Source organism: Flavobacterium sp., from assembly GCF_027484705.1.
Classification (GTDB): domain Bacteria; phylum Bacteroidota; class Bacteroidia; order Flavobacteriales; family Flavobacteriaceae; genus Flavobacterium.
The window spans coordinates 14,543-30,916 of sequence record NZ_JAIXSL010000022.1 but is presented as its reverse complement, the minus strand read 5'-3'; the positions used below and the strand labels follow the sequence as shown (position 1 = coordinate 30,916).

Sequence of the window (16,374 nt, the reverse complement as noted above, 5' to 3'; positions counted from 1 at the left end):
ATAAAAATCCGATGAAACGAATTTTGACTTTCACCTTTTTGCTCTTTGCTTTTCTCGCTAACGCCCAAGTCAAAAATATTTTTGATGTAGCGAGAAAAGGCAACCTACAGGAAGTTCAGGAACTCTACAAAAAAGACCCTAAACTGATTGATAGTGTGGATGACAGAAAATCGAGCCCTTTGATTCTCGCTTCTTATCGTGGCAATACCGAAGTGGCTTTATTTCTGGCCGATAAAACCAAAAATTTGAATTACAATTCCGGAATGGGAACCGCATTAATGGCAGCAGTGATGTCTGGAAATGTTTCCATCATAGAAAAACTCATCGCTGTCAAAGCCGATTTAAACCAAGCAGACAATACAGGAAAAACAGCCTTAATCTACGCCACTTTTTTTAATAAAACCGACATCGTCAAATTGTTGCTGAAGGCCGGTGCCGACAAAAATGCCAAAGACGCAGATGCCAGAACCGCTCTGGATTATGCGAATTTCAATAAAAATACTGAGCTCATCATTCTACTAGACAAACAATAACCTAATTATTATTTACAAATAAACCTAAAAATGAAAACAATGAAAAAAACTTACCTACTGATGCTATGCTTGGCGCTACTGCAATTCGCCAATGCGCAACAAAAAGAAACGGCTTTGACCACTATGGGTGGTATGAAAGTCAAAATCAATCTCGATTCAGCTACTTCGTTAGTCACTGTTACTATGGTTGGACCATCAACAAAATGGTTTGCTGTTGGATTGAGCACTTCAACAATGGCCACCAATAAAGATGTCTGGACGTTCGGAACTGCCCTGTTAGACCAATATTTCACTTCAAATGGTCACGTAGCCGCAACCACTGACGCGACTAATAATCTGACATTGGTAAGCAATACTGTAACGGGAACCACTCGCACAGTTGTATTCACAAGACCTTTCAGCACCGGCGACGCTAAAGATTATACGTTTGCCTATAGTATAACATCATTGAACATTGTTTGGGGTATCGGGCCATCAACCAGTTTTACAAGCCAACACTCGACTTTCGGAACCAAAACACTCACTTTTGCTGCAGTACTTGGAACAGAAAACTTCGCAACGTTGCAAGATATCGCCATTTATCCTAATCCGTCGAATGGTATTTTCAATATCTCGAAAAACAATATGGTAACCATCAATAAGGTTCGTGTTTTTGATATCAATGCCAAACTGTTGAAAGAAATCAATACCGAAATCACGGATCAAAACAACACCGTCGATCTTACGGCATTGAATCGCGGTATCTATTTCATGGAATTGTCCAATGATACCGATCAGATTGTGAAGAAAGTCGTAATCAACTAATATCCAATAACAATGAAAAAGTCAAGAGTTATTACCCTGTTACTTTTGCTGGTAATCGCAATAGGTGTTGCAGGCTACAATTATGTGATGCATGGCGGCGGAAGAGATTTGTCTGAAGAAGCACCTCAATTTACGGTAACTTCCCAAGCCATCGCAGCCGAGTTTACAACCAATACCGCTTTAGCCAACACGAAATATCTTGAAAAGGCAGTAGCCGTAAAAGGAATCGTCACGCACAAAAAAGCCAACGAAGTCATCATTGACGATAGTATTGTATGCACTTTAAAAAACCCTGACAATGGTATAAAAGTCAACCAAACTGTAACTTTAAAAGGAAGAGTAGTTGGTTTTGATGACATCTTGCAGGAAATAAAACTTGACCAATGCTTTCCAATATAACCCTAAAAAACATGAATCTGAACCGCCTCTTATCTTTGCTTTTTGTCTTTTTCCTCGCCGGAGAAATGACAGCGCAAGAAGATTTATTGAATCAGCTTGATTCTATCAAACCGAAAGAAAAACAAATAGAAATGGCCGCCTTCAAAGGTTTGCAGGTTTGCAGCATGCAATCTACAAAACTTCCGATCAAAGGAGAATGGTATTTTCTGGTGTCGCACCGTTTCGGCGATCTTAAAGAAGGAATTAATAATTTCTTCGGATTAGACAATGCGCTGACCAGAATTGGTGGGATTTACGGTGTAGCCAATTGGTTATCACTAGGAGCTTCTCGTCACACATTTAATAAAACTTTTGAATTGTCAGCCAAATATATGCTGGTGAGCCAAAAAATCGATGGCTTTCCTTTGACGATTGTCGGTTACAACTCGATGGATATCAATTCCTCTAAATTCGACAAAGAAGAGTTTCCGGAATTCAAAGCCAATAACCGTCTGGCTTACACCTCACAGTTGTTGATTTCCAGAAAGTTCAATGAATCGGTTTCGTTTGAGATCAATCCTATTCTGGTGCACAAAAACTTATACGATGCGCAACCCGGAACTGAAAAGAAAGACCAAATGCTGATTGCCGCTGGCGGAAGATGCAAACTGTCTAAAAGAATCAGTTTCAACCTCGAATATGCCTATCGACTCAGCGAACCGGAAAAGGAAACTTACCACAATCCGCTCACCGCAGGATTTGACATTGAAACCGGCGGACACGTATTCCAATTGGTTTTCTCGAATTCACAAGCCATGAATGACGTTGCGTATTTTACCAATGCCACAGGAAAATGGAACGGCGGAAGCCTCTATTTCGGATTTAATATGTATAGAGTATTTTAATTATGAAGACACTAAAAATAACCCTTTTATTGGCCGCTATTATTGGAGCGATGCTGGTTTCGTGCGAATCTAACACTTACGAAGAAGTAGCCGGCGTGGTTGAATTTCCGACCTACAATGCCAATGTGAAAGGCATTATGGAAAGCAAATGCAATTCTTGCCACAATCCGGATTACGGTCAAGAGCCTTACCTGCAAGATTATGCTATGGTAAAAGACGCTTGCGAGAACGGAAGCTTGTTATGCAAAATTGATGGCAGTTGCGGATCGATTATGCCGACTGAAGGAAAAATGCCAAAAGCCAGAATCGACATTATACAAAATTGGGCAGCCCAAGGATTCGTTGAACAATAAAAAAAATAAAAAGATGAAAAGATTACTGATTGTTGTATTGTCGTTATTGGCCGGAGAAGCCATGATGTCACAAAAAATGATGACGCGTTCCGGTGCGATTAAATTTGATGCCTCGATGCCTGATCTTGTAGAAATTGCAGGAACCAATAACGGCGCTTCATGCATCTTTGATGAGACGACCGGAGACTTTGTAGCGCTAGCACTGATCAAATCGTTTAAATTCAAATCTCCGCTGATGGAAGAACATTTCAATGAAAACTATATGGAATCCTCTAAATTCCCTAAAGCCACCTTTAAAGGTAAGATTGTCAATTTTGAAGCATCGAAATTAAGCGGAACCAAAACTTCGTATGATTTGGAAGGCGATTTGACCATTCATGGTGTGACTAAAAAAATTAAAACTAAAATCTCTTTAATCGAAAAGGCAGGAAAAGTAGTGGCTGAAAGTCATTTCAGCGTAAAATGTAAAGATTACGCCATTGAAATCCCAAGCCTCGTCAAAGAGAAATTTGCGGAAAACATCAAAGTCGATCTCGATTTTGAGTTGGAAGGAAAATGATGATTGTTTGTTTAGTTGTTTGATGGCCGTACTTAGGATTCGCTCCGGTGCGGCCTTCATTTTTTAGGTCTGTTTTGATCTCTTTCGCAAGGATGTTTCCCTTGAAATTATTTCAAACCTCATTTGGTCACTAATTAAATATTACATTTGAGCCAATAATCAATTCTTAAAACAATCATTATGAGGCTTTTTTTACCGATTGTATTTACTGCGCTATTTATTTTATACGTCCTGTATTTGGCTTTTATCAAGAAGAATTTGAGAGCCAATCTAACGCAGATTATTTATCCCGGATTATTTTTTGTGGCGGTTTGGATACTATTATACTTCCTGATTTTAAAATAAAACTACCTCCTAAAAAGGCTCTAATTCTATAATGTCTTTTAAAACAGGCACAAAAAAACCAGCCTAAACGGCTGGATAAAACAGTAAGCTTATGTTTTTAACTAACTAAATTTTCTCAAAGGTTAATAGATCAATACTTCCGTCATCGCCACTCGTATGCTTGAGTGTTATTTCAGTATTGGACGCTGTCATTACGAACCAGTCATCGCTGATCGATTCGAACGGACCGGTGGTTTCAGTAGGTGTAAAATCAATAGGGATTTTGACCAAACCGCTTTCCGCTGTAGCATCCCAGGTTCCATTTTTGGTTGCAGAAGAATCCGTACCTACGAGCGTTTTATCGGTATTAAAAGTAAAAGCATATCCTGAAAAATCCGAAGTATGGTCGATTCCTGCCTCATCATAATGTGAAACTTTCCAAGTGTCGACAATGATAATCGTTTTGACTTGTGCTGCGTTAAGTCCTGGTGAAACGGTTTTGTCATCTTTTGAACAACTGGTAACCATGCTATTCATTATTAAAAAAAACGCTACAGTGGCAATAGGTCGGATGGTCATCATAATATAGTATTTACGTAAATCAGAATGCTTTATTTTTTAATTTCTGCTGAAACTTAAGTAATGGGTTTCCCCATTGCCGCCACTTTCATGACGAAGTTTAACCAGCGTATCGGTATACTCAATCACACGCCAATCGTCACTGAGGTCTTCTAACGAATCGCCAGTAAAATTCATATCCAGCTTTGATTGACCGTCGTCCATATAACTACTCCATGTTCCGTTAACGGTGGTGGTGTTTTTGACTGCTACAACGGCTCCGTTCGATGAAAACGTAAAATTATATCCGTTGAACTTATAGGTTTCGTCATGATTTTCATCGATGTAACTTGAAACAAACCAGGTTCCATTAGCCAAAACTACCGACAAAGCGGAAGGGGTTGGTCCTGTCTGTTGGCAATCATCAATCGAATTTTCTATTCCAGCCTGCAATGCCGCATTCGAATTGAACACTACGACTTGCCCTCCGGATTTGGTCATCGACAACGGATAGACAATGGTATAAATTTCATTCGAAGTCAGGCCGTCGATAAAATTATACAGCTGCATATTATTCGAAACCGTAATCGTTGTTGGCGTTTGTGTGACGGTATTGTAAGCATTGATGACTATTGGGAAGCTAAAATCAATACATTCTATTTCGCGAAAAACACTGTTGGGCGGACAACTGGCCAAAATACTTTCGTATTGCTGCTGGCTGTTGACCTGCACTTCCTGAAAGTTTTTATATTTTATTCGGATCGGGAATGTGAAATGTATCACATCATCATCATCAGAATGCGCGTTGATGATACTCTGAACATTCTCGCAATTGTCATCCGAACTGACCGTGAGGGTAATGCCGTTAACCGTAACAGTCACTGGCAAAAGTACGGCAAAACAATCTGTGCCGTCAAGAATATTATCTTTGGTTGTAGGATATTGCGCCACTCTGGAAACCAAACTAGACAATGCAGAGGTTTTGGTTAAACTTTCAGCAGCTACGGTCTCCGTAGTTTCCTCCTTTTGGCAGGAAAAAAACCCCAGAAAAAGGAAAGCTATGAGGAATGAAGTATAATTTTTCATGTTTTGCGGACTGTGTTGACAAGATTAAAACAAATTTCAATAAAAAAACCCTACTTCCAACATTTTTTTTTCTATTTTCACTCATCGAAATCGATTAAATTATTATGAACAATTCCCATTCAAAAGGTATTTGTGACGAAATTATATTTTCCGCTTTTTTTAAATCTAATGTAAAATCATTGCGGAATTATCTGTATTTCAAATTTGGGAATGAAGAACAATCCAATGATATCACGCAGGACGCCTTTATAAAATTGTGGGAAAACTGCTCCGATGTTCCGCCCGAAAAAGCCAAATCATTTTTGTATACGGTAGCCAACAATGCTACTTTGAATCAGATTGCACATCAGAAAGTGGTGCTCAATTATTCTAAAAATAATGCTTTGAATGACCGGACCAATCTGAACCCGGAATTTCTCCTCGAAGAAGACCAATTCAAAACCAAACTGGAGAAAGCCATTGCCGATCTTACGGAAGCCCAACGCACCGCCTTTTTACTGAACCGTATCGAAGGAAAAAAATACGCCGAGATTGCCGTTATGCTCAACATCAGCGTAAAAGCGGTAGAGAAAAGGATTCACGGGGCTTTGCTTTCCTTGCGTGCCAATATTGAACAATTCAAGTAGGGTTTTAATACTTTAATCTGTTTTACAACAAATACCAGAAAAGATGGAAGAAAATTACGAATTAGCGAAATGGTTGGCCGGAGCAATGTCAAAGGCTGAATTGGAAGCTTTTCAGAAAACTCCGCAGTACGAAACCTACCATAAAATTGCCCTATACACCAGTGAATTGGAGGCACCTGCTTTTGACGAAAACAAAATGTATGGGCACATCATGTCTCAAAATAAGAAAGCCCCAAAAGTAATTTCACTGCACCAAACCTTGTGGTTTAAAATCGCAGCGGTTTTTGTGCTGTTTCTTGGCCTGACGTTTTTCTATAAAACCAATATTGCCATCACAGAAACTGCTGATAACGGACAACAGACTGCTTTTAACTTGCCTGACAACTCCAGCATTGTGCTGAATGCCGGTTCGGAAATCAATTACAGCAAATGGAGTTGGGACAAATACCGCGAGCTCCAACTTTCCGGCGAAGCTTATTTCCGGGTAGCACATGGTAAAAAATTTGAAGTCAATACGAATCTCGGAAAAGTAACGGTTTTAGGAACGCAATTCAACGTCAAAGCGAGAAAAAACCGCTTCGATGTGACTTGTTATGAAGGCCGCGTGAAGGTCAATTATCAAAACCAACAAGTGATTATTACCCGAGGAAAAAGAGTCGCTTTTGAAAACGGCGTGATGCTCGAAATTCCGAACACAACGGTCACCAAACCAGAATGGACTTCGGGAGAATTGGCCTTTGTCAATGAAAAACTGAGCACCATTTTAGAAGAACTCGAACGCCAGTTTGATTGCACCATCGAACACAAAGACAACACCGATGCACAGCTATTTACCGGCGCACTTCCTTCGGATAATCTGGATGCAGCCTTGCAAATCCTATCCTCAACCTATCATCTGAAAAGCAAAAAGGAATCGGATCATAAAATTATGCTGGAACTTGTTGATGGCGAAAAGTAGTGGCTTTTATATTCTTCTTTTAAACTTCCTTTTTCAGACTTTTGCGATAGCTCAGAATGAAAAAGCAGCCATTCCTTTGAAACAAGTTTTAGAACAAATCAGCGCTGAGCATGAGGTGAAATTCAATTTTATAGAAGACGAGATTGTAATTTTCATCATCGTTCCGCCACCTGAAGGATTGAAACTTGAGGCCAAAATCAACTACCTCCGCAAACTTACCAAGCTGAAGTTCTCAGTCATTGACAAAAAATACTATACGATTTCCAACGATCATAAAGTAGACAAGCCTTTGTGCGGATATCTTATCGATGCCGAAACCAAAATGCCGGTTGAAAACGCGAGTGTATACATTCAAGGCACCAACACCATGACCGCCACCAATGAACATGGTTATTTCGAATTGCCCATCGTATCACCCAACGCCATCGAATTCAGGCATCAAAGCTATCAACCCAAAAAAATTGACGCCCGGGATTTATATGTCAGTGATTGCCCTCAGATTATCTTAATCCCGTTTCAACAGGAACTGACCGAAGTCATAACGCGACAGTATCTGACGGCCGGAATCAGCAAAAAAAAGAACGGAACCATTGAAGTCAAACCCAAAAAATTCGGTATCCTTCCCGGACTCATAGAACCCGACGTGTTGCAGACCTTGCAACAGATTCCCGGAATTTACAGCGCCAACGAAACCATCTCAAACCTCAACGTCCGCGGCGGCACACACGATCAGAATTTATTTCTGTGGAATGGCATCCGGATGTTTCAGACGGGTCATTTTTTTGGGTTAATTTCGGCTTTCAATCCTTCTCTGGCGCATACCATCACGATTTATAAGAATGGAAGTTCTTCTTTCTTTGGGGAAAGTGTTTCGAGTGTGGTGGATATTTCGACGCATGCCAAAACCATCGAAGAAACTCAGGCCAGTATCAGTTCCAATTTGATCAGCGCGGAGTTTTATTCGAAATTCAAAATCTCACCCAAAGCCAGCATTGAAGTGTCCGGGCGCCGCTCGTTAACTGATTTTTTTTCCTCGCCAACCTATAAAAATTACAGCAACCGGATTTTCCAGAATACCGTAGTGACCGATTTGGAAACCAACGCCATCAGCCCTATTGATAGCCAAGAGAGATTCTATTTCTACGATATGACGCTGCAATACCAGCAAAAAATTGGCAAAAAACACGAACTGACCATTGACGCTATCACTATCCGCAACAACCTCAACATCGATCAAACTAGAAATACTACCGAAAAAACCAGCTTTCTGAGCCAACAAAACATCGGCGGCGCTTTGCGATGGAAAACCGTTTGGAACTCGAAAAACACTACTCAGATCAGCGCCTCAGGTTCGTATTATAATTTGGATGCCAACCGGCAATCGATTCAGACCAATCAGGTTTTCAATCAAAGTAATGCCGTGCTCGATTTTGAATTCCAATTGAAAAATACGACCCAACTTTCGGATCATATCACGCTGAACATCGGTTATCAGGCGGATGAAATTGGCGTCAGCAGTAATGACGAAATCAACACACCCGCGTTTTCGAGAAATATCAAAGAAGTCAGCGTCAGCCATGTCGGCATCGCGGAAGTGCAATATCAATCCACAGATGCTAAGACGCTTCTGTCCGTAGGAAGCCGATGCAACTATTTTGAAAGATTCGAAAAATTCCTTCCCGAACTGCGAATCCAGTTTCACCGTAACCTTACAAATCCTTTGAGCATCGAGATTCTCGGGGAGCAAAAAAGCCAGACTTTATCGCAAACCATCGACCTTCAACAAGATTATTTGGGAATTGAAAGAAGGCGTTGGACTTTAGCGAATGACACCAGCATCCCGATTCAGAAAAGCAATCAGTTTAGCGTTGGTTTGGCTTATAAAAATGCGAAATGGCTCATGACTTGGGATAACTTTTATAAAAGAGTAACCGGAATTACCAGCAGCAGTCAGGGTTTTCAGAACCAATACGAATTTTCGAAAGAAGTCGGAAATTATGATGTCATCGGTACAGAAGTATTGCTACAACGCAATTTCAGGAAAGCTTACGCCTGGATCAGCTACAGTTATAATGACAACAAGTATTCCTTTAAAACGTTGAACGCACTTGATTTTCCTAACAATTTTGAATTGTCACATGTGCTTTCCGCGGCCTTAATTTACGACTGGAAATCGTTTAAAATGGCTTTGGGCGGAAAATGGCATACCGGAAAACCCATTACGGAACCGGCGAGTACGACCATCAATTTTGACAATCCTTCCAAACCGACCATCGATTATAATGAGCCGAATACGTTTCATTTGCCGGATTATTTCCAATTGAATTTTTCGGCTTCAAAAGATTGGAAACTGGGTGAAAAAATGAAATTGCAGACGAGTGTTTCGGTTTTGAATGTGCTTGACAAAAGAAACACCATTCACCGCTATTACAGAGTGAATGCCGATCAGACCGGTATCGAAAGTGTCAACATTTATTCTTTGCAACGCACCCCGAATCTTAATGTAAAGCTGAGTTTTTAATTACATCCTTTGCGGAACCTCGATGCCCAACAAACCGAATGAGGATTTAATGGTTTCCCCTACTTTTTTGGACAATTGTACGCGGAACGTTTTTTTCTGAAGGTCTTCTTCACCAAGAATCGAAACCGTCTGATAGAACGAATTGTATTCCTTCACCAAATCGTAAGTATAATTCGCAATCAAAGCCGGGCTATGGTTTTGTGCGGCGTTCTGAATGACTTCCGGGTAAAGTTCGAGCTGCTTGAGGAGTTCTTTTTCTTTAGGATGAAGTTCTGATAGAGTCGACGGAGTTTCAATATCAAATTCGGCTTTGCGCAAGATCGATTGGATTCTGGCAAAAGTATATTGAATGAACGGGCCGGTATTTCCCGCAAAATCTACTGATTCTTCAGGATTGAACAAAATGCGTTTTTTAGGATCGACTTTCAGAATGTAATATTTCAACGCGCCTAAGCCAATCATTTGGTATAATTGGTTCTTTTCAGCATCAGAATAGCCTTCGAGTTTGCCTAATGCTTCAGCAAGTTCTTTGGCGGTTTGGGTCATATCTTCCATCAAATCATCGGCATCGACTACCGTTCCTTCGCGCGATTTCATTTTTCCAGAAGGCAAATCGACCATGCCATAAGACAAATGGAATAAGTTTTCTGACCAATCAAAACCTAATTTTTTAAGAATCAAAAACAACACTTTGAAATGATAATCCTGTTCGTTACCAACGGTGTAAACCATGCCGCCTACATCCGGGAAATCTTTTACACGCTGAATTGCCGTGCCGATATCCTGTGTCATGTAAACCGCCGTGCCATCGGAACGCAATACAATCTTACGATCCAAACCTTCTGCGGTGAGATCAATCCAGACGGAACCATCGGGATCTTTTTCGAACACGCCTTTGTCGAGGCCGATTTGAACGACTTCTTTCCCTAAAAGGTAAGTATTGCTTTCATAATAATAAGCATCAAAATCAACTCCTAGGTTTTGGTATGTCTGCGCAAAACCGTCATAAACCCATTGGTTCATGGTTTTCCAAAGTGCCACAACTTCAGGTTTTCCGGCTTCCCAATCTAATAGCATTTGTTGCGCTTCCTGAATCATTGGTGCTTCTTTCTTCGCTTCATCTTCAGTTTTACCTTGTGTGATCAGCTGATTGATTTCTTCTTTGTAAGCCTTATCGAAGGCAACATAGTATTTCCCGACGAGCTTGTCACCTTTGAGGCCAGAGCTTTGTGGCGTTTCTCCGTTGCCGAACTTTTGCCAGGCCAGCATAGACTTGCAGATATGAATACCGCGGTCGTTGATGATTTGTACTTTATAAACTTTCTTACCGGCGGCTTTGCAGATTTCAGCTACGGAATAGCCTAAAAGATTATTACGGACGTGGCCCAAATGCAAGGGTTTGTTGGTGTTGGGCGAAGAATACTCTACCATTACCGCTTTTTCATTTGGATTGGAAGAAACGAAACCAAATTGAGAATCCTTTTTTATCGTATTGAAAAATGTAGTGTAGTAAGCGTCTGCAATTACAATATTCAAAAACCCGGAAACAACGTTGAACCCTTTAACTTCCTCAATATTTTCAACAAGAAAGTTACCAAGCTTGTTCCCAATTTCAGCGGGATTGCTTTTGATGAGTTTCAATAACGGAAACAAGACCAATGTGATATCGCCTTCGAATTCTTTTCTGGTGGCCTGAAATTCGGTTTTATCGACCGTTACGTCGAAAAGTACTGTGATGGCTTTTTGGATAGGAAGTGTAAGAAGCGTTGCAATGGACATGATCTATATTGTTTGAGCTGCCAAAGATAAGGATAACTCTGGCAATTATAAAATGGAAATATACATTCGGGATTGCTGAAAAACCATCGGTATGCTTCCAAACACAAAGTTGTAAAACTTAAATCTCACAATTTCGAAACAATTATTATTCTTATTTGTAAGTATTTTATATCAAATAAAATCAAAAATATGCATTTCGTCGATTTTATTTGCGTTTTACCGATATAATGACAAATCTTTGAAGTGTCAAAATAAATATAGTTTAAATAGTAAACCCCAAATCTACTATGAAAAAATTACTACTCATTATAGCCATGGCTATAACTGTGTCGTGCTTCTCGCAAGCCATTACAGTCAGCACCAACGCTTATACCGTACCACAACTGGTTAATTCGGTATTAATCAACTCCCCTTGCGTTTCCGCAACAAACATTACCTGGAAGACCGGAACGAATTTCAGTTCTTCAAACGGTATTGGTTTTTTCCAAAATGCGAACCCGAATTTCCCGATGCGTTCAGGCGTGATGCTAAGCACCGGAGATGTGACGCACGGAGCAGGACCCAATACTTCAGAATTGAATGATGGCGCGGCAAACTGGCCGGGAGACACCGATCTAGAACACACTTTATTACAATCAGGAATCACAATGAATTCTGTGAATGCAAGTGTTTTGGAATTTGATTTCACACCGATTTCGCCAACCTTCAATTTTGAATTCCTTTTCGCTTCTGAAGAATACGGAAATTTCCAATGTCAATTTTCTGATGCTTTTGCCTTTCTGTTGACCAACACGGTGACCGGTGTGACTAAAAATCTGGCGGTTGTACCAAGTACGAACATTCCAATTTCAGTCGTAACGATTAGAGATTTTCTTTACAACTCATCGTGTCCGTCAGCCAATGCACAGTTTTTCGGAAGTTATAATGGTGGTTCAGCGGCATCAACAGCTGCGATTAATTTCAACGGACAAACCAAATTGATGAACGCAGCGGCAACACTCGTTCCGAATACGCCTTACCACATCAAACTGGTGATTGCGGACCGTTCGGATGAAGGCTCTGATTCGGCGATATTCATTTCATCAGACACTTTTAATATTGGTCAGGATGTCTTAGGCTTAGATATGACCGTGGCCAGTAATACTGCTTTATGTTTTGGAACCAATCACACGTTGACTTCGAACTTAAATCCTGCTGATTATACTTTCAGCTGGACTAAAAACAATTCGGTAATTGCAGGCGAAAACGGGCCCAATCTAGACATCACCTTGCCCGGAGTTTATGGCATTACTTATCAAAAAACAGTGAGTGGTTGTCAGCCGGTGACAGATTATATCACGGTGGAATATCTACCGGAAATCATCACACCAGACCCTACTAATTTATACCGTTGTACTACTGGCGCTGCGACTTATTCTTATGATTTATCAATGAATACTGCAGTAGTGAAAGCGGGTTTGAATCCGTTGACTCAAGTGAGTTACTATGCTTCGTTACCCAATGCCAATGCAGGAACAAGTGCTTTACCGACGCCTTACACTGCAGCACCCGGAACGACAATTTATGTCAGAATCAAAAACTACAACAATAGCTGTTATATTGTAAAATCATTCCAATTGTTGACTTCAGCGCCACCGGTGGCTTATCAGGCTCCTAACATTACAAAATGTTCCGGTTCCTCATTCAACAATGCCGCGTTTGATTTGAATCCACAAAACACTTTAGTCTTAGGAAGTCAATCTACCCAGGAATATGTGGTCAGTTATTACACTTCACAAGCCAATGCAAACAGTGGTACGAATCCGATAGCCAACAATTTTACTTTCGCTACGAACAATACGACTGTTTATGTTCGTGTTCAGAGTGCTTTCGATAATTCCTGTTATGCGACTTCAAGCTTTACCTTATTGGTGAGCCCATTGCCTCCGGTGGATACTTTACAAAGCACTTTTGTATGTTTGAGCTATACCTTACCTCCATTGACCAACGGGAATTATTTTACCCAACCTAACGGACAAGGCACAGCACTTTTCGCAGGCGATGCAGTAACCTCAACAGCAACGATTTATATCTTCAACCAACCGGGCGGACCGGGCGGCTGTTCGAACAGTAGCAATTTTCAGGTCACCATTTTAGACCCTGATTCGATTGTTCCGGATGACTCAAGCGTTTGCGGAAGCTATACTTTACAAGCTCCACCTGTGGGTGGCTATTTTACAGGCCATACTGGAACCGGAACGGAAATACTTCCGGGAACTGTCATCTCGGCTACGCAAACCATCAATTTTTATTACCAAGCCACAGAAGCTCCGTTTTGTGTCATCGACAAAGATTTCACGATCACCATCCTGCCTACAATTACTTTAGGAACTTTTAATAATGTTTTTGATTGTACTTCCTATACTTTGCCAGCTTTGAGCGAAGGAAATTATTATACAGAACCCAATGCCGGAGGAACTTTGCTGGCTGCGGGAACGGTTTTGACGACTTCTCAAACTGTATATGTATATGCAACCACACCAGGGAATTGTACTGCTGAAACTTCATTCCAAGTGATTATTGGTATCGATACGCCTGCGGATATCTCTCAATGCGAACCTTATACTTTACCGGTTTTACCTATGGGAAAATATTACACTGGACCACAAGGTACTGGAACAGAAATCTCAGCAGGAACCGTAATCAATTTATCGCAGACCGTTTACATCTATGTAGCGAACAACAACGGAAATAATTGTACGGACAACATCCATTTTTCTATTGCGATTGCACAACCGATTATTGATGTATTGACCGACCTGACCGCTTGTGAAAGTTATACTTTACCAGTATTAACCAGCGGTGATTATTACACGGGTCCTAATGCGACTGGCACACAACTTCACGCTGGAGATGCGATTACGACAACGCAGATGATTTATATCTTCAAACAATCGGCATCGAGCGCCACTTGTAGCAATCAGGCTAGTTTTACGGTGACCATTAGTGCAAAACCAGTCATCGATTCGAGATCGGATATCGACATTTGTAATTCGTATGTATTGACCGATTTGGCGGTAGGAAATTATTACACCGGCCCGAACGGAACAGGAACGATGCTGCCTGGTGGAACTGTAATTACTACTTCACAATTGATCTACATCTATGCTGTTTCAACCGTAGCGCCTTATTGTACGAATGAAAACAGTTTCAACATCCACGTATTTTCGATAGAAGCAGACGCTCCGGCCAATGTTGTAACCTGCGATCGCTATGTGCTACCAGCATTGACGATTGGAAATTATTATAAAGCGCCCAACGGACCACACAGCGGCGAAGGAAACCTCATGCATGCCGGTGATGTCATCACGACTTCTCAAACGGTTTATGTGTATACCGAATCAGGGGAACGAATCAATTGTACTGACGAGAATACTTTTACGGTAACCATCAACATTTCACCAGTCATTGCTCCTATTGCCCATGTGAATGCAGCCAATGCTTATGTTTTACCCGCATTAACTGTTGGAAACTATTTCACCGGACCTAACGGAACAGGAACAGCATTGCATGCGGGCGACAGTATCGTCAGCAACCAAACCATCTATGTTTATGCTGAAACGGGAACAGTACCGAATTGTACCGATGAAAAAAGTTTCTCGACCACCATCTATAATGTAGACGAAGTTGCAGACGTCACCATCTGTGAAAGCTATACCTTACCGGCATTGACCGTTGGAGGATATTATACAGGACCATTAGGAACCGGAACACATTTGCTTGCCGGACAATCCGTGAGCACTTCACAAACGATTTATGTCTATGGTCGGGCACCTTTTGATTCGATAAGCTATGACGAAACTTCGTTTGACGTGACTATTGTGGATACGCCTTTCGTGAATTCAATCCCTTCGAGCATGCTCAAAACCTGCGATAGCGACGGAACCAATGATGGCATCACCAATTTCGACTTAACGACTTTAAACAGTACTGTTTTAGGAACCCAAACCGGATCTGAATTTACAGTGACTTACTACACTACATTCAACGATGCTGTCGCGGGAACCAACGCAGTTACAACCACTGATGTGAAAACCGTCTATGTAAAAGTGGTCAATACGCTTACCACGAGTTGCTTTGACATTAAAAGCATCCAGATCAAAGTCAATAAGATTCCGGAGCCAAAACCACAAGGTGGCATCATGTGTTATGATTCCAGAAATAACATCGTGTTAAGTCCTTACATCATCTCTAGTGGATTGAGCCCTAATGCATATCAGTTCAAATGGTATAACGAAGAGGGCGATGTCGTTGGAGCCGCAAGTACTTATCAGGCAGTTTTGCCAGGTGTTTATTCAGTAATAGCTACCGATATCCTAACAGGTTGCGCTTCGGAACCTATGCCTGCCACTGTGACGTCTTCAGAACCAGCGATTGTTAGTTATGCCGTAACTGAAGCTTTTGATGATAATCAAGTCATCACTATCGAAGCTAGTGGTGTAGGCGGAGATTACGAATACCAATTGGATCATGGTTTATTTCAGGACAGCCCGACTTTCGATAATGTTTCTTCGGGAATACATACAGTAACCGTTAGAGATAAAAATGGTTGCGGTCTTACGGCTACTCAGGCACTCATCGTGAATTATCCTAAATTCTTCACGCCAAACGGAGACGGAATGAATGACACCTGGAACATCAAAGCGTTGCAGAACCAAGCGAAATCAGAGATTTTCATCTATGACCGATATGGCAAAATCATGACACAGATCAAACCCGACGGAAACGGTTGGGACGGTACTTTCAGCGGACAGACGATGCCTTCCGATGACTATTGGTTTACGATCACTTACGTGGAAGACAATGTGGAGAAAGAATTCAAATCGCACTTTGCCATGAAAAGGTAAATCGCAAAGCATGCCCTTTTATTTTTAGAAGGATGTAACAAGAATGACATTTCATAGTCTATTGTATACATCAATCAGAGAATAAAATTCATTATCAAATTTTT

The 16,374-nt window shown here is 41.0% G+C and carries 13 protein-coding genes; 10 read left to right on the top strand and 3 right to left on the bottom strand.

Annotation, left to right across the window (positions count from 1 at the left end):
* Positions 1-11 precede the first annotated feature (11 nt).
* The 6 genes from Q0058_RS12865 to Q0058_RS12840 are packed head-to-tail and all read left to right on the top strand — an operon-like array spanning position 12 to position 3,532.
* On the top strand, positions 12-533 hold the full coding sequence (locus tag Q0058_RS12865) for an ankyrin repeat domain-containing protein (protein ID WP_298224576.1): 522 nt from the start codon (positions 12-14) through the stop codon (positions 531-533).
* Positions 534-572: 39 nt separating this feature from the next.
* On the top strand, positions 573-1,337 hold the full coding sequence (locus Q0058_RS12860; protein ID WP_298224574.1) for a T9SS type A sorting domain-containing protein: 765 nt from the start codon (positions 573-575) through the stop codon (positions 1,335-1,337).
* A 12-nt stretch (positions 1,338-1,349) separates the two neighbouring features.
* Positions 1,350-1,736, top strand: coding sequence for a hypothetical protein (locus Q0058_RS12855; RefSeq protein WP_298224572.1), 387 nt, complete (start codon positions 1,350-1,352; stop codon positions 1,734-1,736).
* Positions 1,721-2,620, top strand: a complete 900-nt coding sequence (locus Q0058_RS12850) for a DUF5777 family beta-barrel protein (RefSeq protein ID WP_298224570.1) — start codon at positions 1,721-1,723, stop codon at positions 2,618-2,620. The genes Q0058_RS12855 and Q0058_RS12850 overlap by 16 nt, the downstream gene beginning before the upstream one ends.
* 2 nt (positions 2,621-2,622) lie before the next feature.
* Entirely contained in the window at positions 2,623-2,973 is a 351-nt protein-coding gene (locus Q0058_RS12845) for a hypothetical protein (protein ID WP_298224568.1), read from the top strand.
* A 13-nt stretch (positions 2,974-2,986) separates the two neighbouring features.
* Positions 2,987-3,532, top strand: coding sequence for a YceI family protein (locus Q0058_RS12840; protein ID WP_298224566.1), 546 nt, complete (start codon positions 2,987-2,989; stop codon positions 3,530-3,532).
* A 450-nt stretch (positions 3,533-3,982) separates the two neighbouring features.
* On the opposite strand, the gene Q0058_RS12835 is transcribed toward Q0058_RS12840, so the two are convergent.
* Positions 3,983-4,438: a hypothetical protein gene (locus tag Q0058_RS12835; RefSeq protein WP_298224564.1), complete on the bottom strand. Its 456-nt coding sequence runs from the start codon at positions 4,436-4,438 to the stop codon at positions 3,983-3,985.
* 36 nt (positions 4,439-4,474) lie between these two features.
* The gene (locus Q0058_RS12830) at positions 4,475-5,500 is read right to left on the bottom strand and encodes a hypothetical protein (protein WP_298224562.1); all 1,026 of its coding nucleotides are present in this window, start codon (positions 5,498-5,500) and stop codon (positions 4,475-4,477) included.
* A 104-nt stretch (positions 5,501-5,604) separates the two neighbouring features.
* On the opposite strand from Q0058_RS12830, the gene Q0058_RS12825 reads away from it, so the two are divergent.
* The 3 genes from Q0058_RS12825 to Q0058_RS12815 are packed head-to-tail and all read left to right on the top strand — an operon-like array spanning position 5,605 to position 9,605.
* Entirely contained in the window at positions 5,605-6,126 is a 522-nt protein-coding gene (locus Q0058_RS12825) for a sigma-70 family RNA polymerase sigma factor (protein ID WP_298224560.1), read from the top strand.
* Positions 6,127-6,169: 43 nt separating this feature from the next.
* Positions 6,170-7,084: a FecR domain-containing protein gene (locus Q0058_RS12820; protein WP_298224558.1), complete on the top strand. Its 915-nt coding sequence runs from the start codon at positions 6,170-6,172 to the stop codon at positions 7,082-7,084.
* Positions 7,071-9,605 carry a carboxypeptidase-like regulatory domain-containing protein gene (locus Q0058_RS12815; protein WP_298224556.1) on the top strand — a complete coding sequence of 845 codons (2,535 nt, stop codon included), beginning with the start codon at positions 7,071-7,073 and terminating at the stop codon, positions 9,603-9,605. The genes Q0058_RS12820 and Q0058_RS12815 overlap by 14 nt, the downstream gene beginning before the upstream one ends.
* Here Q0058_RS12815 and argS read toward each other — a convergent pair whose 3' ends face one another.
* Entirely contained in the window at positions 9,606-11,384 is a 1,779-nt protein-coding gene (gene argS, locus Q0058_RS12810) for an arginine--tRNA ligase (protein ID WP_298224554.1), read from the bottom strand. It abuts the gene before it with no gap.
* A 287-nt stretch (positions 11,385-11,671) separates the two neighbouring features.
* On the opposite strand from argS, the gene Q0058_RS12805 reads away from it, so the two are divergent.
* Positions 11,672-16,270 (top strand): T9SS type B sorting domain-containing protein, encoded by a 4,599-nt coding sequence (locus Q0058_RS12805; protein ID WP_298224552.1) that lies wholly within the window; start codon positions 11,672-11,674, stop codon positions 16,268-16,270.
* The last annotated feature ends 104 nt before the right edge of the window (positions 16,271-16,374 follow it).

Excerpts from the sequence above, each read along its gene's own strand:
- Q0058_RS12855 (WP_298224572.1), top strand. The coding sequence starts at position 1,350 with ATGAAAAAGTCAAGAGTTATTACCCTGTTACTTTTGCTGGTAATCGCA.
- Q0058_RS12840 (WP_298224566.1), top strand. The coding sequence starts at position 2,987 with ATGAAAAGATTACTGATTGTTGTATTGTCGTTATTGGCCGGAGAAGCC.
- Q0058_RS12850 (WP_298224570.1), top strand. The coding sequence starts at position 1,721 with ATGCTTTCCAATATAACCCTAAAAAACATGAATCTGAACCGCCTCTTA.
- argS (WP_298224554.1), bottom strand. The coding sequence starts at position 11,384 with ATGTCCATTGCAACGCTTCTTACACTTCCTATCCAAAAAGCCATCACA.
- Q0058_RS12865 (WP_298224576.1), top strand. The coding sequence starts at position 12 with ATGAAACGAATTTTGACTTTCACCTTTTTGCTCTTTGCTTTTCTCGCT.
- Q0058_RS12860 (WP_298224574.1), top strand. The coding sequence starts at position 573 with ATGAAAAAAACTTACCTACTGATGCTATGCTTGGCGCTACTGCAATTC.
- Q0058_RS12845 (WP_298224568.1), top strand. The coding sequence starts at position 2,623 with ATGAAGACACTAAAAATAACCCTTTTATTGGCCGCTATTATTGGAGCG.
- Q0058_RS12820 (WP_298224558.1), top strand. The coding sequence starts at position 6,170 with ATGGAAGAAAATTACGAATTAGCGAAATGGTTGGCCGGAGCAATGTCA.
- Q0058_RS12835 (WP_298224564.1), bottom strand. The coding sequence starts at position 4,438 with ATGATGACCATCCGACCTATTGCCACTGTAGCGTTTTTTTTAATAATG.
- Q0058_RS12825 (WP_298224560.1), top strand. The coding sequence starts at position 5,605 with ATGAACAATTCCCATTCAAAAGGTATTTGTGACGAAATTATATTTTCC.
- Q0058_RS12805 (WP_298224552.1), top strand. The coding sequence starts at position 11,672 with ATGAAAAAATTACTACTCATTATAGCCATGGCTATAACTGTGTCGTGC.
- Q0058_RS12815 (WP_298224556.1), top strand. The coding sequence starts at position 7,071 with ATGGCGAAAAGTAGTGGCTTTTATATTCTTCTTTTAAACTTCCTTTTT.
- Q0058_RS12830 (WP_298224562.1), bottom strand. The coding sequence starts at position 5,500 with ATGAAAAATTATACTTCATTCCTCATAGCTTTCCTTTTTCTGGGGTTT.